We start from the raw sequence: 22,853 nt of genomic DNA, 5'->3' as shown, positions 1-22,853 counted from the left end.
CACGTGAGTCGTTATTCGGCAGCAGCCAGCATCCCAGGGGCTGCATCGCGCACCTTGCTGTCGACATGGTTTTCAAACTTCGTGAAGTTCGAAATGAACATGTTGACCAGCTTCGTCGCCTGCGCATCGTAGGCTGCGCCATCCGCCCAGGTCGAGCGCGGATCAAGGATCGCCGTTTCAACGCCCGGCACGGCGACCGGTACTGTAAAGCCGAAGTTGGCATCAGTGCGGAAGTCAGCCTTCTTCAACTCGCCCGTCAGAGCGGCGGTCAGCAGTGCACGGGTGGCCTTGATCGGCATGCGGCGGCCAATGCCGTAGGCGCCACCGGTCCAGCCGGTGTTGACCAGCCAGCAATCGACGCCGTGATGGGCAATCAGGTCACGCAGCAGGTTGCCGTATTCCGTCGGATGCCGCGGCATGAAGGGAGCACCGAAGCAGGTCGAGAAGGTGGCTTCCGGCTCGGTCACGCCCTTTTCGGTCCCGGCGACCTTGGCGGTGTAACCGGAGAGAAAGTGGTACATGGCCTGTTCAGGCGTCAGCTTGGCGATCGGCGGCATCACGCCGAAGGCGTCGGCCGTCAGCATGATGATTGTCTTCGGGTGCGGCGCAAGGCCGGTTGCCGAGGCGTTCGGAATGAAATGCAGCGGATAGGCGCTGCGGGTGTTTTCGGTCAGCGACGCATCGTCGAAGTCCGGCACACGGTTTTCATCCATCACCACGTTTTCAAGCACGGTGCCGAAGCGGCGGGTTGCGGCATAGATTTCCGGTTCGGCGTCCGCCGACAGACGGATCGCCTTGGCGTAGCAGCCACCTTCGAAGTTGAAGATGCCGTTTTCGCCCCAGCCATGCTCGTCGTCGCCGATCAGCGTGCGGTTCGGATCGGCAGACAGCGTCGTCTTGCCGGTGCCCGACAGGCCGAAGAAGACGGCGGCATCGCCCTCCGGGCCGACGTTCGCCGAGCAGTGCATCGGCATGACGCCCTTTTCCGGCAGGAGGTAGTTCAGAACCGTGAAGACCGACTTCTTGTTTTCGCCGGCATAGGAGGTGCCGCCGATCAGCACCAGGCCATTGGCGAGATCGCAGGCAATCACCGTTTCCGTGCGGCAGCCATGGCGGGCGGGGTCGGCACGGAAGCTCGGCAGGTTGATGATGGTCAGCTTCTGCTGGAAGGCGCCGAGAGTCGAACGGTCCGGACGGATCAGCAGGTTACGGATGAAGAGTGCGTGCCAGGCGAGTTCCGTCACGACACGGGTCGGAAGCGCGTAATCGCGGTCGGCACCGCCCACGAGATCCTGCACATAGAGCGTCTTGCCAGCGGCATGGGCCAGCATGTCTTCTTTGAGCAGCGCGAAGTGCTCCGGCGACATGGGCTTGTTGTTGTCCCACCAGATGTTCGCTTCCGTGCTGGCATCGCGCACGACGAACTTGTCTTTCGGGGAACGACCGGTGTGCTGGCCGGTCACGGCGCGCAAAGCCCCATCCACCGTCAGCTCTGCTTCACCATTCCGGAGGGCAGCCTCGTAGAGTTCGCTCTCATTCAGGTTGTAATTGATACGTGCAGCACCGGACAAGCCGATGGCCGCCAAACCGTTCGACGGATTGTGAACTCCGTACTCCTCCATGTCGCGCTTTCCTTTGAGCTGACGTTGATGATGGTGCACGCTAACGACGCAAATGCAAAAGAGCAAGAGCGGCAATCGGATTAAGTCAATAAAATCAAACAATTAATCGATTTAAAAATTTTCCTACTTATTTAAATCGGTTTGATTGGCATAAAATTCCTGTCGTGGGCCTCCCCGAAAGCGGCCCGCTTCCACCCTGGAGCAGGCACCCCTTTATCTTTGCCACAATTTGTTCCACCTTTATCCCCATGACACGCGGACCCGGACACAACGTCCGGCTGGGCCACAATCCAGGAGATGCGTACAGAATGGCGGAGACAGACAGTATGCAGACTATCGCGTTGGTAGACGACGATCGCAACATTCTCACCTCGGTGTCGATTGCACTGGAGGCGGAAGGCTACCGGGTCGAGACCTACACGGATGGTGCGTCTGCGCTGGACGGGCTTCTGGCACGGCCGCCGCAACTCGCCATCTTCGACATCAAGATGCCGCGCATGGACGGCATGGAACTTCTGCGTCGCCTGCGCCAGAAGTCGGACCTGCCGGTGATCTTCCTCACCTCCAAGGATGAAGAGATCGATGAGTTGTTCGGCCTGAAGATGGGCGCCGACGATTTCATCACCAAGCCGTTTTCGCAGCGTTTGCTGGTGGAGCGCGTGAAGGCGATCCTGCGCCGTTCGGCCAAGAGCGACGTGGCACCGGTTCCCGGCAGCAAGGCGGCTGCCGACCAGCAGGCCCGCACGCTGGAACGCGGCCAGCTGGTGATGGATCAGGAGCGCCATACCTGCACCTGGAAGGGCGAACCGGTGACGCTGACGGTGACGGAATTCCTCATCCTGCATTCGCTCGCCCAGCGCCCCGGGGTGGTCAAAAGCCGCGATGCGCTGATGGATGCCGCCTATGACGAGCAGGTCTATGTCGATGACCGGACGATCGACAGCCACATCAAGCGGCTTCGCAAGAAGTTCAAAATGGTTGACACCGATTTTGATATGATCGAGACGCTCTACGGCGTAGGCTATCGCTTCCGCGAAGCAGCCTGATTTGCATCTCAACGAGTCCGCAACGCTGCTTCACTGCGCATGAACCGCCGTGACGGCCGGCGGTCGCCGTGAAAGGGAAAGGCTTGGCCGATCAGACGATTCATTCCGGAAATTCGGGCGGGGAGGATTTGAAAACCTCCCGTGCATCGGGAAGGGTATGGTCACATCCCTTCACGCTGGTGCGCCGCATCTTCGGCAATGCCGTCTTTTCCAGCCTGACGCGCCGTATTCTCTTCTTCAACATCGCGGCAACCGTGGTGCTCGTCGCCGGCATTCTCTACCTCAACCAGTTCCGCGAGGGGCTGATCGATGCCCGCGTCGAAAGCCTGCTGACGCAGGGCGAAATCATCGCGGGCGCGATTTCCGCCTCCGCTTCGGTCGATACGAACTCAATCACCATCGATCCGCAGAAACTTCTGGAACTGCAGGCAGGCCAGAGCATCACGCCGGTGCCGAATGACGAAGATCTCGATTTCCCGATCGATCCGGAGCGTGTGGCCCCGGTTCTGAGGCGTCTGATCTCGCCAACCCGCACCCGTGCCCGTCTGTTTGATGCGGATGCCAATCTCATTCTCGATTCGCGCCATCTTTATTCGCGCGGCCAGGTTCTGCGCTTTGACCTGCCGCCGGTAGAGGGCGAAAACACCACATGGAGCGGCTGGTTTGCCGGCGTGATCAACCGGATCCTGCAGCCCGGCAATCTGCCGGCCTACAAGGAGGCGCCGGGCGGCGACGGCTCGATCTATCCTGAAGTGATGAACGCGCTGACCGGTGTGCGCGGTGCGGTCGTTCGCGTGACCGACAAGGGCGAACTGATCGTCTCGGTTGCCGTTCCGGTCCAGCGTTTTCGCGCGGTTCTCGGCGTCCTCCTGCTATCAACGCAGGCCGGCGACATCGACAACATCGTGCATGCCGAGCGGCTCGCCATCATGCGCGTCTTCGGCGTCGCAACGCTCGTCAACATTCTCCTGTCGCTGCTTTTGTCCTCGACGATTGCCAATCCGCTTCGGCGGTTGTCGGCGGCGGCCATTCGTGTCCGGCGCGGCGTGAAGCAGCGCGAGGAAATCCCCGATTTCTCCGTTCGGCAGGATGAGATCGGCAACCTGTCGATTGCGCTGCGTGACATGACCAATGCGCTCTACGACCGGATCGATGCGATCGAGAGTTTTGCGGCTGATGTGAGTCACGAGTTGAAGAACCCGCTGACCTCGCTGCGGAGTGCGGTCGAAACCCTGCCGCTTGCCAAGACGGAAGAATCCAAACAGCGACTCACCAATATCATTCTGCACGACGTGCGCCGCCTCGATCGCCTGATCAGCGATATTTCCGATGCCTCGCGTCTGGATGCGGAACTTGCCCGTTCGGATGCGGCACCGGTCGACCTCGAAATTCTGCTCGGCAATCTGGTGGAAATCTCCCGCCAGATCCGCACCGGCCGCAAGCCGGTGGATATCGACCTCGTCGTCGATCACAAGCAGGGCACCAAGACGAGCTATCTGGTGCAGGGCCACGATCTGCGGCTTGGCCAGATCGTTACCAACCTGATCGAGAACGCCCGTTCCTTCGTGCCGGAAAAGGGTGGCCGCATTTCCGTGCATCTGTTCCGCGCCAAGGGCAATTGCATCATCCAGGTGGATGACAATGGCCCCGGCATCCGGGCGGAAGATATCGACCGCATCTTCGAACGCTTTTACACCGACCGGCCGGAAGGCGAGAGTTTTGGCCAGAATTCGGGCCTTGGCCTGTCCATCAGCCGCCAGATTGCCGAAGCGCATGGCGGCACGCTGAAAGCGGAAAACCTGGCCGATGCGGCCGGTGATTTGCTCGGTGCCCGCTTCACGCTGTCTTTGCCTGCGGGTCAACCGACATGACGGCCAACAATGTTCACGGCACGGCGATCGTGATGGGCACGCGGGGCCTGATCTTTCTCGGTCCCCCCGGTGCCGGCAAATCGGAACTGGCCTTTGCCTGCCTTGCGGCGGCACGCTTGCAAGGGGTATCGGCTGCTCTCATCGCCGACGACCAGGTCTTCATCTCGATGGAGAACGGCGAGACGATCGCGACACGACCGGACTCGATTGCCGGGCTTCTGGAGCTGCGCGGCAGCGGCATCGTTCGACTCGACAGCGTCGAGCGTGCCGTCCTTCATCTGGCGATCCGGGTGATCGATCCGACTCGCGACGAGCGTCTGCCGCCCGAGCAGGAGCGGACCGATCTTGGCGGGTTTGGCGATCTGCCCCTGATCCGACTTTCGGCGCGCTCCATTGCACCCCTTGCCACGATTGGCGCGCTTCACGCAGAATTCAAAGGAGAACCGCCCTTTTCATGATGTGTCCACGACCATTTTTAGCTTGCACTTCGACTTTACATCGACAAGATGGCTTCCCACCGCCGTTGGGCCTGTTGCAATGCGAAACACGGCCGAGCGTATCGTTGTACCTGGGGGTGATTTCATGATCGGACTTGTGCTTGTCACGCATGGCAAGCTGGCTGATGAGTTCCGACATGCGCTGGAGCATGTGGTAGGGCCGCAAAAGAATATTGAAACCGTCTGTATCGGCCCCGAAGACGACATGGATCAGCGACGTCAGGATATCCTCGACGCGGTGAACCGGGTGGATGACGGCCACGGCGTCGTGATCCTGACGGACATGTTCGGCGGAACGCCGTCCAATCTGTCCATCTCCGCCATGAGCACCGGCAAGATCGAAGTGATTGCCGGCGTCAATCTGCCGATGCTGATCAAGCTGGCAGGGGTTCGCGTGGACAACGACATGCAGAAGGCGCTCGCCGAGGCCGCCGATGCCGGGCGCAAATACATTAACGTCGCAAGCCGCGTCCTGAGCGGCAAATAAGATCATCCATGAGCAATCTCTCCCGCGAACTCCTGATCATCAACAAGCGCGGCTTGCACGCCCGTGCATCCGCCAAGTTCGTGCAGACGGTGGAGGGGTTCGACGCCCAGATCCAGGTGTCGAAGGACGGCATGACCGTAGGCGGCACCTCGATCATGGGCCTGATGATGCTGGCGGCAAGCCCGGGCTGCACGATCGAAGTCACGGCCAGCGGCGCCCAGGCGGAGGCCGCGCTGGATGCTCTCACCTATCTCGTCGCCGATCGATTTGGCGAAGAGATGTAATGAACATATAAAGACTTCTTTATATCCTTATTGCTAGTTTCCGGGAACCCTGCTACATCGAGGGCAGCGCCGCTGCGGGTTGCAGCGGCTGGATGAACGCCGCTTGACGATGAGCGGTAGCCCCCTGCGGAGCTGGAGAGCCACCATGACCACTGAAAAAGATTACATTGTCGCGGATATCGCGCTTGCCGATTACGGCCGCAAGGAACTCAACATCGCCGAAACCGAAATGCCGGGCCTGATGGCCTGCCGCGAAGAGTTCGGCACCTCGAAACCGCTGAAGGGCGCACGCATTTCCGGCTCGCTGCACATGACGATCCAGACCGCCGTCCTGATCGAGACGCTGCAGGTTCTGGGCGCCGACGTGCGCTGGGCCTCCTGCAACATCTTCTCCACCCAGGACCACGCTGCCGCTGCGATTGCAGCCGCCGGCATTCCGGTCTTCGCCGTCAAGGGCGAATCGCTGACCGAATACTGGGAATATACCGACCGCATCTTCCAGTGGACCGATGGCGGCGTCTCCAACATGATCCTCGACGATGGCGGCGATGCCACCATGTACATCCTGCTTGGCGCCCGCGCTGAAGCCGGCGAAGATGTGCTGTCGAACCCGGGTTCGGAAGAAGAAGAAATCCTGTTCGCGCAGATCAAGAAGCGCCTCAAGGCATCCCCCGGCTGGTTCACCAAGCAGCGCGACGCGATCAAGGGCGTCACCGAAGAGACGACCACGGGCGTTCACCGCCTCTATGAACTGGCCAAGAAGGGCCTCCTCCCCTTCCCGGCGATCAACGTCAACGACAGCGTCACCAAGTCGAAGTTCGACAACAAGTACGGCTGCAAGGAATCGCTGGTGGACGGCATCCGCCGCGCAACCGACGTGATGATGGCCGGCAAGGTTGCCGTCGTCTGCGGTTACGGTGACGTCGGCAAGGGTTCGGCCGCCTCGCTCGTCGGCGCCGGCGCCCGCGTCAAGGTTACCGAAGTCGATCCGATCTGCGCCCTGCAGGCGGCCATGGACGGGTTCGAAGTCGTCCAGCTGGAAGACGTCGTCTCCAGCGCCGACATCTTCATCACCACCACCGGCAACAAGGATGTCATCCGTCTCGATCATATGCGCGAGATGAAGGACATGGCGATCGTCGGCAATATCGGCCACTTCGACAACGAGATCCAGGTTGCGGCTCTCAAGAACCTGAAGTGGACGAACATCAAGCCGCAGGTGGACATGGTCGAGTTCCCGAAGGGCAACCGCATGATCCTCCTGTCGGAAGGCCGCCTCCTGAACCTCGGCAATGCAACGGGCCATCCGTCCTTCGTCATGTCGGCCTCGTTCACCAACCAGGTGCTGGGTCAGATCGAGCTGTTCACCAAGACGGAAGAGTACAAGCCCGGCGTCTACATCCTGCCGAAGCACCTCGACGAGAAGGTTGCCCGCCTGCACCTGGCGAAGCTCGGCGTGAAGCTGACCGAGCTTTCCGACGAACAGGCGTCCTATATCGGTGTCTCCAAGACGGGCCCGTTCAAGGCTGAGCACTACAGATACTAATGTGAGCTGACTAATCCACAAGATATGGTGGCCGCGGACTTGACAAGTCCGCGGCTTTCTTTTTTGCGGCCCACCCTTTGCCTCGATTTCCGAAGCAGATATTGTTTTCAGACTCGATTCGCGCAGGCTGAAGGCGTTGGCCGCGTGGTCAGGGATGTCTTGTCGATGATGCGGCACTTGGACGGAGACAGACCGAATGGCGGAAATTTCTACGGCTCACCCCGGGCGGGCCAAGACCGATGACGGCAACGAGGCGCCGGCAATCGGTGGACGATGGATGGCGGAACACGTGACACCTAAAAGACTGAGCAGCCTTTCGCGCGTGGTTCACATCGCCCGGGCGGCGCTGACAGGCACGGCGCTTTCCGGCATGGCCGGCATTGCGCTCGCGCAGGATGCACGCCTGCCGGCGGCCCGCCTGTTCACCTCCTCCGAGGTGATCTTCCCCTCTCTCGCCATCGGCGCGATTGCGGCGGCTCTCTTCTCGTCGATCTGGCTGTTTCGCCAGCGCACGCATCTGGAGGCCGAAAGCCAGGAGATGCGGGGCGCGCTCTCGGATGCCCAGCAGACGATCTCGAAATATGAAGCGCTGATTGCCGAAAAGAACCGGCGTATCGTGATCTGGGAAGCAGGTCCCTCGCGCCCGGAATTTCTGGGCCACCTGCCGCCGGAAACCGGCGCGCCCTCGGAAGCCAAGCAGTTTCTGGCCTTCGGCAAATGGATGCGCGCCCACTCCGCAGCCGAACTGGAGCATGCGGTCGAAGGTCTGCGCGGGCAGGCTCGCAGCTTCGACATGGTGGTGGAAACCAATCGGGACGAAATCCTCGAAGTGCAGGGCCGCGTCTCCGGCGGCAAGGCCTTTGTCCGGTTCATCGCCCTCGACAATCTTCGCGCGGAACTCGCGGAACTGAAGATCGAGCGCGAAAGGCTGGTCTCCTCGATCAACCTCTTCCAATCGCTGCTGGATGCGCTGGAACAGCCGGTCTGGCACCGTGACCGTGATGGCAATCTGGCCTGGGTCAACCACGCCTATGGCGAGGCGGTGGAAGCCTCCAGCGCTTCGCAGGCCGTGCAGGAAAGCCGTGAATTCCTTGGCACGATCGCACGCGAAAAGATCCGCGCCACGGCGACGGTCGATTCCCCCTTCCACGATCGCATCTCGACCGTCGTCAGCGGCAACCGCACCGTCTTCGACGTGGTGGATGTGGTGGGCAAGGCTGGCTCCGCCGGCATGGCGATCGATGTTTCCGAAGCCGAGAGCATCAAGGCGGAACTGCACCGGACGCTGAAGAGTCACGCCGAGACGCTGGATCACCTGGCGACGCCGGTGGCGATCTTCGACCGGGACCAGCGGCTGCAATTCTACAACCAGGCTTTCGTGCGGCTGTGGGATCTCGATCTTGGTTTCCTGGAAAGCCGACCGGACCACAACGAGCTGCTCGACCGGTTGCGCAGCCAGAACAAGCTGCCGGAACAGCTCAACTGGCGCAACTGGAAGGAAAGCGTGCTCTCCGTCTACCGCGCGCTCGACACGCAGACCAACCGCTGGCACCTGCCGAACGGCCAGACGCTGCAGGTGATCGCGACCGCCCATCCGCAGGGCGGGGCCACCTGGGTCTTCGAAAACCTCACCGAACAGGTGGATCTGGAAACGCGCTACAACACGCTGGTGAAGGTGCAGGGTGAGACCATCGACCACCTCACCGAAGGTGTCGCCGTCTTTGGACCGGATGGGCGCATCCGCCTCTCCAACCCCGCCTTCCGGGCGCTTTGGGGCCTGACCGAAGACCAGACGAAGCCCGGCACGCATATCCGGGCCATCGAGGCGGCCTGTGCGCTGGAATATGACAAGCCGGATGGCTGGCGCCTGTTTGGCCAGATGCTGACCAATTTCGACGACGAACGCCCGTCGCTGCAGGGCACGTTCGAGCTGTTCTCCGGCATCGTGTTGGATTACGCTGCCACACCACTGCCGAATGCACAGACGATGCTGACCTTCGTCGACATGACGGACAGCGCGCGCGCCGAGCGGGCGCTGAAGGAAAAGAACGAGGCGCTGCGCAAGGCCGACGAGTTGAAGAACGATTTCGTCCAGCACGTCTCCTACGAACTGCGTTCGCCGCTCACCAACATCATCGGCTTCACCGACCTGTTGAAGACACCTGGCATCGGCTCACTCAACGAGCGGCAGGCCGAATATATCGACCACATCTCCACCTCTTCCTCGGTGTTGCTGACCATCGTCAACGACATCCTGGATCTGGCGACCGTCGATGCCGGCATCATGGAGCTGAACTATTCGGAGATGGACATCGACGATCTGCTCGACGATGTGGCGATGCAGATTGCCGACCGGCTGCATGAAAACACGGTGATGCTGGAAATCGTCGCGCCGAAGGGCATGGGCAGGATCGTGGCTGATCAGCAGCGCCTGAAGCAGATCCTCATCAAGCTGATCACCAATGCGGCGAATTTTTCGCCGGAAGGCTCCACCATCACGCTCAGCAGCTGGCGCACCGGCAATGATTTCTTCTTCTCCGTCGCCGACAAGGGCCCGGGCATTGCCCAGGAGATGCTGGAAACCGTGTTCGATCGCTTCTCGAGCGGCAAGGGCGGCAAGCGCAGCGGTGCGGGCCTTGGCCTGTCGATCGTCGAAAGCTTCGTCAACCTGCACAAGGGCGATGTGAAGATCGACAGCCGGCCGGGTGATGGCACCACCGTCACCTGCCGCATTCCCAGCGCCGTCTCCTTTCGTTCCGTCGCTGCCGAATGATTGCTGACGACCGGATCGTCGTGGAACTCGCAAACGAGGCGGACACGATCCGCTTCGGCGAAGATCTGGCACTCGCGCTGAAGCCGGGAAGCTGCCTTGCTCTTTCCGGTGATCTGGGCGCCGGAAAATCGACACTCGCCCGCGCCTTCCTGCGGGCCATGGCCGATGATTCGGATCTCGAAGTGCCGAGCCCGACCTTTACGCTGGTCCAGAGTTATGAACTCCGCATTCCGGTGGCACATTTCGACCTCTACCGTCTGGCTGATGGCTCCGAACTCGATGAACTGGGTTTCGATGAGGCTCTGTCCGACGGGATATGCCTTGTGGAATGGCCAGAAATGGCCGAGGCGGAGCTGCCGAAGGATCGCATTCGTCTGACACTTTCGCATACCGAGACGGGACGCCGCGCAGAGATTGACGCGCCCCCGGACATGGCAGCAAGGCTTCGCCGTGTGCTGGCCATCCGACAATTTCTGACAGACCACGGTTACGGCACCGCGACCCGCCGGTTCCTGAGCGGCGACGCCTCCTTCCGCGCCTATGAAACGCTGACGATTGCGGACGGCACGCCCCTGATCCTGATGGACTGGCCGAGGCGCCCGGAGGGACCGCCGGTTCTGGACGGGAAAGCCTATCCCAAGGTCGCTCATCTGGCCGAAGACGCCTATCCCTTCGTCGCCATCGCCCGGCATCTGCGGGAGATCGGTCTTCTGGCGCCGGACGTGCTGGCGGTGGATTACGATCAGGGCCTGATGCTGATCGAGGATCTGGGGCAGGATGGCGTGCTGGATGAGGACGGCGCGCCGATTGCCGAACGGTATCTGGCATCCGTCGAATGTCTGGCTCATCTGCACGGCACGGCACCGGTTCGCGATCTTCCAGTCTCGCCGACGCATCGGCATCACGTTCCGGATTTCGATCCGGTGGCGATGAAGATGGAAACCCGGCTCTTGCTCGACTGGTACCTGCCGTGGAAACGCGGCGGGGAGACTGCCAGCGATCTCGAACGCCAATCGTTCAGCGACATATGGGACGACCTGATCCGGATGCTGGCGGATTGCGAGCGGCACCTGCTGCTGCGCGATTACCATTCGCCGAACCTTCTCTGGCAGCCGGAGGCGACCGGCCTCAAACGGGTCGGTCTCATCGATTTCCAGGACGCAATGATCGGACCGACGGCCTATGATGTGGCCTCGCTGGTGCAGGATGCGCGCGTCACCATTCCGCCAGCGCTCCGCGCAACGCTTCTGGAACATTACCTTCGCCAGAGACAGGCGCAAGGCCCCTTCGACGCAGACCGTTTCCGGATGGCCTTTGCCATCATGGCGGCCCAGCGCAACTGCAAGCTGATCGGGCTCTGGGTGCGGCTGAAGGAGCGAGACGGAAAGCCGGGCTACATGCGCCACATGCCGCGCACGCTTGCCTATCTCAATGATGTTCTTTCGCATCCCGTGCTTGCACCCTTGCGCCAATGGATGGCACAAGCAGGCATAGAGTTCAGCGAATCCAGGGCTTGATCTGATGCGTGTCGAGAATGCCATGGTGCTGGCCGCAGGGCTTGGCACCCGTCTTCGTCCCCTCACCGACCGGATGCCGAAACCGCTCGTTCCTGTCGGTGGTCAGCCCATGATCGATTATGTGCTGGACGCGATCGCAGCGGCCGGTATTCGGACCGTGGCGATCAACGTGCATCATCACGCCGACCAGATGGAGGCCTATCTGGCCGGCCGCACGGATCTGGACATCCTGATTTCGGACGAGCGCGCGCAGCTGATGAACAATGGCGGTGGGCTTGCCAAGGGGCTGAAGCTCCTGCCGCCCGGCCTCGTGCTGGTGATGAACGCCGATCTGTTCTGGGTTGGAGAACCGGATGGCGTGCCTTCCAATCTGCAGCGGCTGATGGCTGAGTTCGATCCGTCACGCATGGACATGCTGATGCTCTGCGCGCGCCCGGAGCGCGTCGTCTGCCATGCGGGGAAGATGGATTTCCGCCTGCATCCCGATGGCCGGCTCACCCGCTATCAGGCAGGCGATCCCGATCCCGTGGTCTATTCGGGCGCCTTCGTCATGCACACCGATTTCCTCGCCGATGCGCCGGAGACAGCCTTCAACCTCAACCTCACTTTCGACAAGGCGATTGCAAGGCAGCGGCTGTTTGCCATCGAGCTTGCCGGTCATTGGCTGACGGTCGGTTCTCCTCAGGAACTCGAACAGGCGGAGGCCTTTCTCGCCAGCCGTTCCGTTCCGGCCTGATGCCATGGCGGATCATCGGGAGAAACGCATTCTGACCATTCCTGCCGCCGTGCCATTCCTGCGCACGGTGGCTGCCGGTCTCTGCGACGGGCGCGTGCTGCCTTCCTTCCGCTACGATGCCGACGATCCGCTGTCCCTCTCCAAGGTGACGATCTATGTGCCGACCCGGCGTGCGGCGCGTGTGCTGCGCTCGGAATTCGTCGAGCTGCTCGGCGGTCGTTCGGCGATCCTGCCGATCGTCCGGCCGCTGGGCGAGACCGATGACGACGAGGGTTTCTTTGATCTCGTGGCGCCCGAAGAGATAGATCTCGCGGTTCCGATCAGCGGCACCGCGCGTCTGCTGGAGCTCGGCCGGCTGATCCTGGCCTGGCGCAACACCCTGCCCCGCGCCATCATGGACGTGCACCAAGACTCGCCGCTGGTGGCACCGGCAAGCCCGGCGGATGCCATCTGGCTAGCGCGGTCACTCGCTGAGTTGATCGATGCGATCGAGACCGAAGAGCGGGACTGGTCGGATCTCGAACGGCTGCAGACGGCCGAACATTCGCTCTGGTGGCAGCTGACGGCGGAATTTCTGAAGATCGCCAGTGCCTTTTGGCCGGCGCGGCTGGAAGAGCTGCGCCGGTCTTCGCCGGCAAAACACCAGGCGGCGCGGATCAATGCCGAAGCGCGGCGGATCACTGAACGCAGCCACGACGGGCCGGTCATCGTCGCCGGGTCCACCGGCTCGGTTCCGGCCGCCGCGCATCTCATCGCCGCCATCGCGGCTCTTCCCAACGGTGCGGTCATTCTGCCGGGTCTCGATCTTTCCATGCCGGACGAGCAATGGGTGATGCTGGGCAAGGGCGCGGACGGCTTAAAACCCGATCCGACCAGCCGCAGCCACCCGCAATACGGTCTCTACCGTCTGCTGCAGCGGCTTCAGGTGTCGCGCGACGAGGTTTCCATCCTGGGCGATGCGCCGGGGGATCTGAAGTGCCGGGCGGACCTGCTCTCCCAGGCCTTGGCACCGGCAGACGCCACCGATCGCTGGAACGCCTGGCGGCAATCGACATCGGCCGGCACCGTCGCCGCTGCCTTTGCCGATGTGGCGCTGATCGAGGCCGCCAACGAGCGCGAGGAGGCGACCGCCATCGCGATTGCGCTCCGGCTGGCGCTGGAGGAACCGGGTGCCGACGGACCATCCCAAGCGGCGCTCATCACGCCTGACCGGGCTTTGGCCCACCGCGTGACGGCGGAACTTGCCCGTTTCGGAATCACCGCCGACGATACCGCCGGCACGCCTCTTTCCGCCACGCCGCAGGGCACGCTGCTGACCCTCGTGCTGGAATCGATCCTGCGGCCCGGCGATCCCGTCGCGATCACCGCGCTCCTGAAACATCCGCTCGCCTGTTTCGGCATGGCAAGCGGGGATTGCCGCCCGGCCCGCGAAGCACTGGAGCTTCTGGGCTTGCGCGGCGGCACCGGCGAACCGGATATTGCCTCGCTTCTTCCCCTCCTCCAGCAGCGCCTGAAGGAGCAGGACGAGGACCGCCACACCCCGCAATGGCGTCTCTCGCTGCCGGAGGACGCACGCGACCGGGCATTGGCTCTGGCGGAAAAAATCCAGGCGGCGGTCGAACCGCTGGCGGAAGTCCTGATCACCCGGATGCCCGATGGCCGGCGGATCTCCGCCAAGCTGCCCTTGTCCGACTGGGCCACCCGGACTGGCCGCGTGCTCGAAGCGATAGCTGCCAATGCCGAACAAGATCTCCGCCCCCTCTGGACGGGAGAGGCGGGCGAACGCCTCGCCGCCGTGCTGTCCGAAATCATCGAGACCGACGGACAGATTGAGGCGGATGGGCCGCAGTGGATCGACATCATGGCCGCGCTTCTCGCCAGCGAAGCGGTGAAACCCCGGCAGCTCAGCCATCCGCGCGTTTTCATCTTCGGTACGCTGGAATCGCGCCTGCAGCGGGTGGACACGATGATCCTCGGCGGGCTGAACGAGGGTTCCTGGCCGGGCCAGTCGGTCAACAATCCCTTCCTGTCGCGCAGCATGAAGACCGACATCGGGCTGGAACCGCCGGAACGCAAGATCGGCCAGCTGGCGCACGACTTCGAGATGGCAAACGGCACGCGTCGGCTGGTCTACTCCCGCTCGCTGCGCAAAGGTGGTGCCCCGACAGTGGCCTCCCGCTGGCTGCAGCGCCTGCTGGCGCTTGGCGGTGAGCAGCTGGGTCGCGACCTGCGAGCCCGCGGCACCGCCTATCGTCAATGGGCCCAGCAACTGGATGACAGTGAGCTGAGCGACAAGCAGACGCTGACGAAACGCCCGGCGCCGACACCGCCCGCCGATCTGCAGCCGGCGAAATATTCCTTCAGCGAAGTGGGCCGGCTGCGCCGCGACCCCTATTCGATTTATGCCCGCCGTATCCTGAAACTCGATCCGCTGGAGCCGTTCAACGAGGATCCCGGTGCTGCCGAACGCGGCACGCTCTACCACCGGATCATCGAGCGCTACACGCGGGTGGCCCCGGTGCCCGGCACGCCGCATGCCGAAGAGGTGATGCGCCGGGTGACTAATGAAGAGTTCGACCGGGAAAACCTGCCGCCGCATATCGACCAGGTCTGGCGTCCGCGCTTTCGCGAGGTGGCCCGCGCCTTCCTGCGCTGGGAGGCCGATCGTGCGCCGGATATCCGCAAGACCTATACGGAGCTTCCGGCGGGCTTCGAGCTTACGGAGGCAGGTATCCGGCTCACCGGTATCGCCGATCGGATCGACCTCAAAGGGTCCGGCGATGCCGACATCATAGACTACAAAACGGGGCTGAACCCCTCGCCCGCCCAGGCCCGCGCGCTGCTCGACCCGCAACTGGCGCTGGAGGCGGCCGCCCTGCAAGCCGGTGCCTTCAAGGCACTCGGCGCCCAGCGGCCGGACAATCTCCTCTATGTCCGACTGCGCCCCGGCGAACGTTTCACGTGCGACAAAGTCAACAACGAGGGCGCCCGCGCAACGGCGACGACCCAGCCAAAATCGGCGATCGAACTGGCCGAGGATTCGATCACGCAACTGACCACGCTCGTCAAACGTCTGCGCGACAACAGCGTTGGGTTTGCTTCCCGCGTCATTCCGGTGATGCAGAGCGATTTCGGCGGCGAGTATGATCATCTCGCCCGGGTTGCCGAATGGTCGACGGCCGATGCGGAAGACGGTGATGCCGATGACTGAGATGAGCCTCGAAACGCTTGGCAACGATCCGCACGAATGGCTGAACTGGACGGCGCAGCAGCAGGCGCTCGCCTCCGATCCGGAAAGCTCCGCCTGGGTGTCCGCCAATGCCGGATCAGGCAAGACCCATGTGCTGACACAGCGGGTGATCCGGCTGCTGCTGGCCGGCTGCCGTCCGTCCGCGATCCTCTGCCTTACCTATACAAAGGCCGCGGCCTCCGAAATGTCGAACCGCGTGTTTCAGCGGCTTGCCGAATGGGCAGTGCTGCCAGATGAGGAGCTGGCGCAACGGATTGCCGCCATCGAAGGTCATGAGCCGGATTCCCTCAAGCTGGCCGATGCGCGACGTCTGTTTGCCAGGGCACTGGAAACGCCGGGCGGGCTGAAGATCCAGACGATCCACGCCTTCTGTGAGGCTTTACTGCATCAGTTTCCGCTGGAAGCCAATGTGGCGGGGCATTTCTCCGTACTGGACGATGTCTCGGCCTCCACCCTTCTGGCGGAAGCGCGGCGGTCGCTGCTCACCGCTACCGCGATCGAAGAAGACAGCGGACTGGCGGACGCCTTTGCCCATGTGCTGGATCTCGGCGACGAATCCGGTCTGGAAACGCTCTTGTCCGATATCGTCGCCAACCGCACGGCCATCCGCCGGTTCTTGGGCGCGGCCGATGCGCGCGGCGGCATGGAGAAAGTTCTGACCGAGGCCTTCGGGCTGCAGCCGGGCGAGACGGAGGCTGCCGTGCTTGCGGCCTACTGGCCGCTGAAGGGCCTGAACGGGCCCCGGCTGACCACCTATCTGGAGGTGGCCGATGCCAAGGGCGGCGCCAAGGCGGCCGAGGTGGCTTTTACCCTGCGGCAGGTGGTCGAGGAAAGAGACGGGGCGATCCGCGCCCGCCTGCTCGACCAGATTTTTATGACGCAGGCCGGAAAGCCGAAGGCCGATACATCACTGATCACCAAGGCCATGCTGACCGCCGCGCCGGAGCTGGGCGATGCTGTCACCGAGGCGCGTGACCATGTGGCCGCCCTTCGCGACCGGTTGAAGCTGGTGCGCATGCTGGCGGCGACGCGCGCGGCGCTGACGCTCGCCGAACGGCTGAACGAGGATTACGAGGAGCTGAAACGGCGCCGCAGCCTGCTCGACTTTGAAGACCTGATCAACCACACCGCCGAACTCCTGACCCGCGACGGCGTGGGCGCCTGGGTGCACTACAAGCTCGACCAGGGCATCGACCACATCCTGGTGGACGAGGCGCAGGATACCAGCCCCATTCAGTGGAGTGTCATCCAATCGCTGGCGGAAGATTTCTTTGCCGGGCGCAGCGCCCGCGAAACCCGACGAACGATCTTCGCCGTTGGTGACGAAAAACAATCAATCTATTCCTTCCAGGGTGCGCGACCGGAGCGCTTTGCCGAAGAACGTGAGTTGACGAGCAAGCGTGTCGCGCGCAGCGGACAGAATTTTCATCCCGTGCGCCTGCCGCTGTCCTTCCGATCGACAGCGGATGTGCTGAGCGCGGTCGACCAAGTGTTTTCCCTGCCGGAGAATGCCAGCGGCCTCAGCGCCACCGGCGATCCCGTCATCCACCGTTCCAATCGCCTCGGCCATGCCGGCGCCGTCGATCTTTGGGAAACGGTCGTGCCGGATGTGGGAGAGATGGAGGAGGACTGGACGGCCCCCTTCGATGCGACGCCGGACAAGGCGCCGTCGGCTGTCCTTGCCGGGCGCATTGCCCATCACGTCGGCGACCTGGTGGGGCACCAGACGATCATCGAGAAGGGCAAGGAGCGGCTGATCCGCCCCGGCGACATTCTGGTTCTGGTGCGCAAGCGTGATGCCTTTGTCAATGCGCTGACCCGCGCGCTGAAACGGCGCGGAGAGATTCCCGTCGCCGGTGCCGACCGGCTTCGTCTGGCAAGCCATATCGCGGTGCAGGATCTGATGGCGCTTGGCCGCTTCCTGCTGCAGCCGCATGACGATCTGTCGCTTGCCGCCTCTCTGAAAAGCCCGCTCTTCAATCTGACGGAGGACGATCTCTTCCGCCTCGCGGCACTTCGGCCGGAGAAGACCAGCGCATGGGCGCATCTGTGCGCTCTCGCGGACCAGGGGGATACGGCTTTTGCGCGGGTCCGGGAGGACTTGCTTCGCCTGAAGACTATGGCCGAAGGCTGCGGCGTGCATGATTTCTTCGCCCGGGTCCTCGGTGCCGAAGGCGGGCGCAAACGGTTCCTGGCCCGGCTTGGCAGCGAGGCGGGCGATATTCTCGACGAGTTCCTCAGCCTGGCGCTCGAACACGAGGACAAGGCGCTGCCCGGCCTGCAGAGCTTCATTTCGACGCTTGAGCTGGAATCGCCGGAGATCAAACGCGAACAGGATAGCGGCCGCGACGAGGTGCGCATCATGACCGTGCATGCCTCCAAGGGTCTGGAGGCGCCCGTGGTGTTCCTGGTCGATTCCGGCTCAAAAGCCTTCATCTCCAGCCACGTCCCGAAATTCCGGTTCCTGAAGATCGGCGAAACGGACATTCCCGCCTGGGTGCCGGGGAAAACGCTGTCGAATGCCCTGACGGCGGCAGATGATGATCGCCTGAAGCAATCGGCGGAAGAGGAATATCGCCGCCTGCTCTATGTCGGCATGACGCGCGCCGCCGACCGGCTGGTCGTCTGCGGCTATCGGGGCAAGCGCGACAATGACGACAGCTGGCAGGCGATGATCGCCCGGGCGCTGTCGGCTGATCCGGAGCATTGCCAGCCGGCGGAATTTTCCGGGCCGGACGGAACATGGAGCGGCCATCGCTGGCGCATCGGAACCCAGGAACTGCGACCGCTGGAACGGCATGTCGAGGACGAACGCCACGAGCTACGGGAAAGCCTTCCCGCTGCCCTGTTCCAGCCCCTGCCGCCTGCCCCGCCGCTTCCGCGGCCTTTGAGCCCTTCCGGTGCCGGGATCATCATCGAGGACGAGGATGGCGAGGCGGCCTTCGTCTCGCCGCTCTTCGGGGAAAAGGAGGCATCGTCCGGGCTGGCGCTGCAGAAGGGCCGGCTGACGCACCGCATGCTGCAGATGCTGCCGGGCCTTGCCGCAGACGAGCAGGAGGCGGCCGCGCGTCGCTATCTCGACCGCACCGCATCCTTCTGGCCCGCTGGCGAACGCGAGGCGCTCCTGTCGGCGGTCATGGGCGTGTTGCGCCACCCGCAGCTTTCGCAATTGTTTTCTGCCCATGCCCAGGCGGAAGTGTCCATCATGGGGCGCCTCTCGCTGAAGGGCAGAGACTATGCGGTCTCGGGGCGTGTGGACCGGCTGGTGGTCACCGAAGACGGTCGCGTGGTGATCCTGGATTACAAGACCAACCGCTTTCCGCCCCGCGGGCTTTCCGACATTCCGTTTGCCCACCGGGCGCAGATGGCGATCTATGCAAAGATCCTGCAGCCGCTTTATCCGGCGCTCCGGATTGCCTGCACGCTGGTCTACAGCGAGACCGCCAGCGTGATGGAACTGCCGGACGGCCTGCTGGCGGCCACGCTTGAAGAACTCCTGACAAAGTGAGATAGGCAGGCATTGAATTTGACGCGTCCACGCATCACATTGTTGCCAACACCCGTATCGAAGGAGAGCCCCATGGCTACCGTGAAAGTCGACAACTCCAATTTCCAGGCCGAAGTTCTGGACGCTTCCGAACCCGTGATCGTGGATTTCTGGGCCGAATGGTGCGGCCCGTGCAAGATGATCGCGCCGAGCCTCGAAGAAATCTCCTCGGAACTGGCCGGCAAGGTGAAGATCGCCAAGCTGAACATTGACGAGAACCCGGAACTCGCCGCCAAGTTCGGCGTCCGCTCGATCCCGACGCTTGCCATGTTCAAGGGCGGCGAAGTGGCCGATATCAAGGTGGGTGCTGCTCCGAAGACAGCCCTTTCCAGCTGGATTTCCAGCGCGGCCTGAGCCTTCCGGCACACCAGACAGACAAAAGCCCGGTTTTCGCCGGGCTTTTTTCGTTCGTCGGTTTGGCTCTCGGGTTATTTCGGCGGCGTGCCGTTATCGGCCAGCACATTGCCGGCGAGGTAGAGCGAGCCGCCGATCAGGATCCGCGGCGGCACATCGCCATCCAGCTGCCGGGCCGAGATCTCCTTCAGCGCATCGGCGACCGTCGAATGCGGTTCGGCGACAAGGCCGGCATCATAGGCGGCATTGGCCAGCACCACCGGATCCAGCCCCGCATCGCTGCCGCGGATCGGAACACAGAAGACACATTCGGCAATATCGGTGAAGGCGCGGAAATAGCCGATCGGATCTTTCGTGTTCAGCATGCCCGTGACGAGATAAAGCGGCCGCGGCTGCTTCTCCTCGAAGGCCGCCATGGCCTCGGCAATCACCTCTCCGGCGCCTGGATTGTGGCCGCCATCGACCCAGATTTCCGACCCCTTTGGCGCGAGCGGGATGAGGGTGCCCTCGGTCAGCCGCTGCAGGCGTCCCGGCCACTCGACGCCAGTCATCGCCTGTTCCATCATGGCCTCGGTGACCGCAAAGCCTGCGGCCCGCACCGCCCGAATGGCAGCTGCCGCATTTGCGAGCTGATGGCGCCCGGGGAGCCGCGGCAAAGGCAGATCGGCCAGACCGAACTCGTCCTGATAGATCAGGCGGCCGAATTCTTCATGGGCGGAGAAATCCTGTCCGTAGACGGACAGGGGACAGCCCAGGCGCTCGGCCGTCGCAACCAGCACCTCTTCGGCGGCTTCGAATTCCTGATGGCCGATGACGACCGGATGCCCCTTCTTCATGATGCCGGCCTTTTCAGCGGCAATCAGTTCCACCCGGTCACCGAGATAGGCCTGGTGATCGAAGGAGATCGGCATGATGACGGAGACCGCTGGCCGATCCACGACATTGGTACAGTCAAGCCGCCCGCCCATGCCAACCTCGATGATCACGGCATCGGCGGGAATTTCGGAAAACAGGAGGAAGCCGGCCGCCGTCAGGATCTCGAAGACGGTAATCGGCTGGCCGGCATTGGCTTCCGCCACTCGACGCAGCGCATCCGCCAGCAGAGCATCATCCACCAGCGCACCCGGTCCGCCACGCTTCCCAATGCGATACCGCTCATGCCAGTTGACGAGGTGCGGCGAGGTGTGGACATGCACGGCATGGCCGCCCGCTTCCAGAAGCGCTCGGCTGAAGGCCGAGACTGATCCCTTGCCATTGGTGCCGGCCACATGGATCATCGGCGGCAGCCGATCCTGCGGGTTGCCCAGCACCTCCAGCAGACGGCGCATACGCCCAAGGGTCATGTCATACCCCTTGGGATGCAGCTTCATCAGCTCGTTGATTACCTGCTCTGCCTCGCTTTGGGCAATCTCATTCATCAAAGTCCCCGAGGCTCCCGTGCTAGAGCATGATGCCGAAAAGTGTATGCGGTTTTCGGTCGACATCATGCTCTACTTCTTGATTCTAGAGCGGATTAAGTTTCAGGTCGAAACGACCTGAGATCATCCGGCTCCAGGCTCAGGCCGTCAACGCCAGCGGCTGATCCGCGGTGGCGGGCTGTTTCATCATGATCTTCAGAAGCGTCGCCAGGGTCTCGGCAATCTCATGGCGCTTCACCACCATATCGACCATGCCGTGCTCCAGCAGGTATTCCGACGTCTGGAAGCCTTCCGGCAGCTTTTCGCGCAACGTCTGTTCGATCACGCGCTTGCCGGCAAAACCGATTTCCGCGCCGGGTTCGGCAATGTGAACGTCACCCAGCATGGCATAAGACGCTGTCACACCACCGGTCGTCGGATTGGTGAGCACCACGATATAAGGAAGACCGGCTTCCTTCAGCATGTCGATCGCCACCGTCGTGCGCGGCAGCTGCATGAGGGAGAGAATGCCTTCCTGCATGCGGGCACCACCGGAGGCCGGGAAGATGACCAGCGGGCAGCGTTCAGCCAGCGCGCGTTCGGCAGCCTTGACGATCGCCTCGCCGGCCGCCATGCCGAGCGAGCCGCCGATGAAGTTGAACTCGTGCACCACCGCCACGAGCTTGACGCCCTTCACCTGGCCGAGACCGGCAAGGATCGTATCCTCCTGCTCGGTCTTCGTGCGGCTATCCTTCAGGCGGTCGGCGTATTTCTTCGAATCGCGGAACTTCAGCGGATCCTGCGCCACCTTCGGCTGCGGCAGGTTCTCGTAGACTCCGCCGTCAAAGAGATCCGTCAGACGCGCCTTGGCCGGCATCTTCATGTGGAAGCCGGAAGCGGGAATGACCCACTTGTTCTCTTCCAGATCCTTGTGGAAGACCATTTCGCCCGTTTCCGGGCACTTGATCCAAAGATTCTCCGGCACTTCCCGGCGACCGAGCATCGAGTTGATCTTCGGGCGCACATAGTTGGTGATCCAGTTCACGGACGTAACTCCTGATTGACCATCGTCAATGTGGTGACTTTATTCGGCAGCAACAAGGCGGGCCGAACGGACGCCGGTCGCAAGACCGCTGACCAGCGTCGTGACTGCAGAAATGGTATGATCGGTGGCCTTTCCGTCAGCGGTCAGGCTACCGGCAACCTGCGCGACGATCGCGGACCCGACGACAACGCCATCGGCGGCGGCACCGATCGCACGGGCATGATCAGCCGTCTTCACACCGAAACCGACGCAGATCGGCAGGTCGGTATGCGCCTTGATGCGCTGCACGGCGGCACCGACGAGCGACGGATCGGGCAGAGCCGAGCCGGTGATGCCGTTCATCGAGACGTAATAGACGAAACCGGAGGTGTTGCGCAGCACGGTCGGCAGGCGCTTCTCGTCGGTCGTCGGCGTCGCGAGACGGATGAAGTTGACGCCCTTGGCCAGCGCCGGGATGCACAGCTCGTCATCCATCTCCGGCGGCAGGTCCACGACGATCAGGCCATCGATGCCGGCTTCGAGCGCGGTGTCCAGAAAGGTCTCGACGCCCATGTTGTAGATCGGGTTGTAATACCCCATCAGCACGATCGGCGTGTCCTGGTCGTCCTTGCGGAACTCGCGGGCGAGATCGAGCGTCTTTGCCAGCGTCTGACCATGGGCGAGCGCCCGCTGGCCGGCCAGCTGGATCGCCGGGCCATCGGCCATCGGATCGGAAAAGGGCATGCCGAGCTCGATCACATCGGCGCCGGCGGCGGGAAGCGCCTTCATGATGCCGAGCGAGGTCTGAAAATCCGGGTCGCCACCCATCATGTAGGTGATCAGCGCCGGGCGGCCTTCCGCCTTCAGATCGGCAAAACGTTTGTCCATACGTGCAGTCATGA

16 protein-coding genes are annotated in these 22,853 nt (G+C 62.7%); 12 read left to right on the top strand and 4 right to left on the bottom strand.

From position 1 onward, the window contains the following. Nucleotides 1–11: 11 nt before the first annotated feature. Nucleotides 12–1,622 carry a phosphoenolpyruvate carboxykinase gene (locus G6N78_RS08065; RefSeq protein ID WP_165217266.1) on the bottom strand — a complete coding sequence of 537 codons (1,611 nt, stop codon included), beginning with the start codon at nt 1,620–1,622 and terminating at the stop codon, nt 12–14. A 326-nt stretch (nt 1,623–1,948) separates the two neighbouring features. On the opposite strand from G6N78_RS08065, the gene G6N78_RS08060 reads away from it, so the two are divergent. The 12 genes from G6N78_RS08060 to trxA all read left to right on the top strand — a co-directional run bounded on the left by G6N78_RS08060 (nt 1,949) and on the right by trxA (nt 19,530). Then, nucleotides 1,949–2,668, top strand: coding sequence for a response regulator transcription factor (locus G6N78_RS08060; protein ID WP_206531622.1), 720 nt, complete (start codon nt 1,949–1,951; stop codon nt 2,666–2,668). Between the two features lie 128 nt (nt 2,669–2,796). Then, nucleotides 2,797–4,539 (top strand): sensor histidine kinase, encoded by a 1,743-nt coding sequence (locus G6N78_RS08055; RefSeq protein WP_234905910.1) that lies wholly within the window; start codon nt 2,797–2,799, stop codon nt 4,537–4,539. Continuing rightward, nucleotides 4,536–4,997 carry an HPr kinase/phosphorylase gene (locus G6N78_RS08050; protein ID WP_165217260.1) on the top strand — a complete coding sequence of 154 codons (462 nt, stop codon included), beginning with the start codon at nt 4,536–4,538 and terminating at the stop codon, nt 4,995–4,997. The genes G6N78_RS08055 and G6N78_RS08050 overlap by 4 nt, the downstream gene beginning before the upstream one ends. A 124-nt stretch (nt 4,998–5,121) precedes the next feature. After that, nucleotides 5,122–5,523 (top strand): PTS sugar transporter subunit IIA, encoded by a 402-nt coding sequence (locus G6N78_RS08045; RefSeq protein ID WP_165217258.1) that lies wholly within the window; start codon nt 5,122–5,124, stop codon nt 5,521–5,523. Nucleotides 5,524–5,531: 8 nt separating this feature from the next. After that, complete coding sequence (locus tag G6N78_RS08040) at nt 5,532–5,807, top strand: HPr family phosphocarrier protein (RefSeq protein ID WP_165217256.1); 276 nt, start codon at nt 5,532–5,534, stop codon at nt 5,805–5,807. Between the two features lie 145 nt (nt 5,808–5,952). Beyond that, entirely contained in the window at nt 5,953–7,353 is a 1,401-nt protein-coding gene (gene ahcY, locus G6N78_RS08035) for an adenosylhomocysteinase (protein ID WP_165217254.1), read from the top strand. Between the two features lie 196 nt (nt 7,354–7,549). Then, nucleotides 7,550–10,126 (top strand): sensor histidine kinase, encoded by a 2,577-nt coding sequence (locus tag G6N78_RS08030; RefSeq protein WP_165217252.1) that lies wholly within the window; start codon nt 7,550–7,552, stop codon nt 10,124–10,126. Next, a complete protein-coding gene (tsaE, locus tag G6N78_RS08025; RefSeq protein WP_165217250.1) occupies nt 10,123–11,643 on the top strand; it encodes a tRNA (adenosine(37)-N6)-threonylcarbamoyltransferase complex ATPase subunit type 1 TsaE in 1,521 nt (506 codons plus the stop codon). The genes G6N78_RS08030 and tsaE overlap by 4 nt, the downstream gene beginning before the upstream one ends. A 4-nt stretch (nt 11,644–11,647) precedes the next feature. After that, nucleotides 11,648–12,379, top strand: coding sequence for a nucleotidyltransferase family protein (locus G6N78_RS08020; protein ID WP_165217239.1), 732 nt, complete (start codon nt 11,648–11,650; stop codon nt 12,377–12,379). 4 nt (nt 12,380–12,383) lie between these two features. Further along, the gene (gene addB, locus G6N78_RS08015) at nt 12,384–15,590 is read left to right on the top strand and encodes a double-strand break repair protein AddB (protein WP_165217237.1); all 3,207 of its coding nucleotides are present in this window, start codon (nt 12,384–12,386) and stop codon (nt 15,588–15,590) included. Then, nucleotides 15,583–19,137 carry a double-strand break repair helicase AddA gene (gene addA, locus G6N78_RS08010; protein WP_165221490.1) on the top strand — a complete coding sequence of 1,185 codons (3,555 nt, stop codon included), beginning with the start codon at nt 15,583–15,585 and terminating at the stop codon, nt 19,135–19,137. The genes addB and addA overlap by 8 nt, the downstream gene beginning before the upstream one ends. Before the next feature lie 72 nt (nt 19,138–19,209). Then, entirely contained in the window at nt 19,210–19,530 is a 321-nt protein-coding gene (gene trxA, locus G6N78_RS08005) for a thioredoxin (RefSeq protein ID WP_165217235.1), read from the top strand. Between the two features lie 74 nt (nt 19,531–19,604). Here the strand turns inward: trxA and G6N78_RS08000 are convergent, their stop codons facing one another. From G6N78_RS08000 to trpA, 3 genes are all read right to left on the bottom strand, one after another. Further along, nucleotides 19,605–20,948, bottom strand: coding sequence for a bifunctional folylpolyglutamate synthase/dihydrofolate synthase (locus G6N78_RS08000; protein ID WP_234905909.1), 1,344 nt, complete (start codon nt 20,946–20,948; stop codon nt 19,605–19,607). Between the two features lie 139 nt (nt 20,949–21,087). After that, nucleotides 21,088–21,972 (bottom strand): acetyl-CoA carboxylase, carboxyltransferase subunit beta, encoded by an 885-nt coding sequence (accD, locus tag G6N78_RS07995; RefSeq protein WP_165217233.1) that lies wholly within the window; start codon nt 21,970–21,972, stop codon nt 21,088–21,090. Nucleotides 21,973–22,011: 39 nt separating this feature from the next. Beyond that, nucleotides 22,012–22,851, bottom strand: coding sequence for a tryptophan synthase subunit alpha (gene trpA / locus G6N78_RS07990; protein WP_165217231.1), 840 nt, complete (start codon nt 22,849–22,851; stop codon nt 22,012–22,014). Nucleotides 22,852–22,853: the final 2 nt, after the last annotated feature.

Origin of the sequence: Allorhizobium pseudoryzae (assembly GCF_011046245.1) — a bacterium.
GTDB classification, from domain to species: domain Bacteria; phylum Pseudomonadota; class Alphaproteobacteria; order Rhizobiales; family Rhizobiaceae; genus Neorhizobium; species Neorhizobium pseudoryzae.
This window is presented reverse-complemented; position numbering and strand designations above follow the sequence as displayed.

Bases quoted from the DNA above. Each gene is read 5' to 3' on its own strand.
- G6N78_RS08065 (WP_165217266.1), bottom strand. From the start codon at position 1,622: ATGGAGGAGTACGGAGTTCACAATCCGTCGAACGGTTTGGCGGCCATC.
- G6N78_RS08060 (WP_206531622.1), top strand. From the start codon at position 1,949: ATGCAGACTATCGCGTTGGTAGACGACGATCGCAACATTCTCACCTCG.
- G6N78_RS08050 (WP_165217260.1), top strand. From the start codon at position 4,536: ATGACGGCCAACAATGTTCACGGCACGGCGATCGTGATGGGCACGCGG.
- G6N78_RS08045 (WP_165217258.1), top strand. From the start codon at position 5,122: ATGATCGGACTTGTGCTTGTCACGCATGGCAAGCTGGCTGATGAGTTC.
- G6N78_RS08040 (WP_165217256.1), top strand. From the start codon at position 5,532: ATGAGCAATCTCTCCCGCGAACTCCTGATCATCAACAAGCGCGGCTTG.
- ahcY (WP_165217254.1), top strand. From the start codon at position 5,953: ATGACCACTGAAAAAGATTACATTGTCGCGGATATCGCGCTTGCCGAT.
- G6N78_RS08030 (WP_165217252.1), top strand. From the start codon at position 7,550: ATGGCGGAAATTTCTACGGCTCACCCCGGGCGGGCCAAGACCGATGAC.
- tsaE (WP_165217250.1), top strand. From the start codon at position 10,123: ATGATTGCTGACGACCGGATCGTCGTGGAACTCGCAAACGAGGCGGAC.
- G6N78_RS08020 (WP_165217239.1), top strand. From the start codon at position 11,648: ATGCGTGTCGAGAATGCCATGGTGCTGGCCGCAGGGCTTGGCACCCGT.
- addB (WP_165217237.1), top strand. From the start codon at position 12,384: ATGGCGGATCATCGGGAGAAACGCATTCTGACCATTCCTGCCGCCGTG.
- addA (WP_165221490.1), top strand. From the start codon at position 15,583: ATGACTGAGATGAGCCTCGAAACGCTTGGCAACGATCCGCACGAATGG.
- trxA (WP_165217235.1), top strand. From the start codon at position 19,210: ATGGCTACCGTGAAAGTCGACAACTCCAATTTCCAGGCCGAAGTTCTG.
- G6N78_RS08000 (WP_234905909.1), bottom strand. From the start codon at position 20,948: ATGAATGAGATTGCCCAAAGCGAGGCAGAGCAGGTAATCAACGAGCTG.
- trpA (WP_165217231.1), bottom strand. From the start codon at position 22,851: ATGACTGCACGTATGGACAAACGTTTTGCCGATCTGAAGGCGGAAGGC.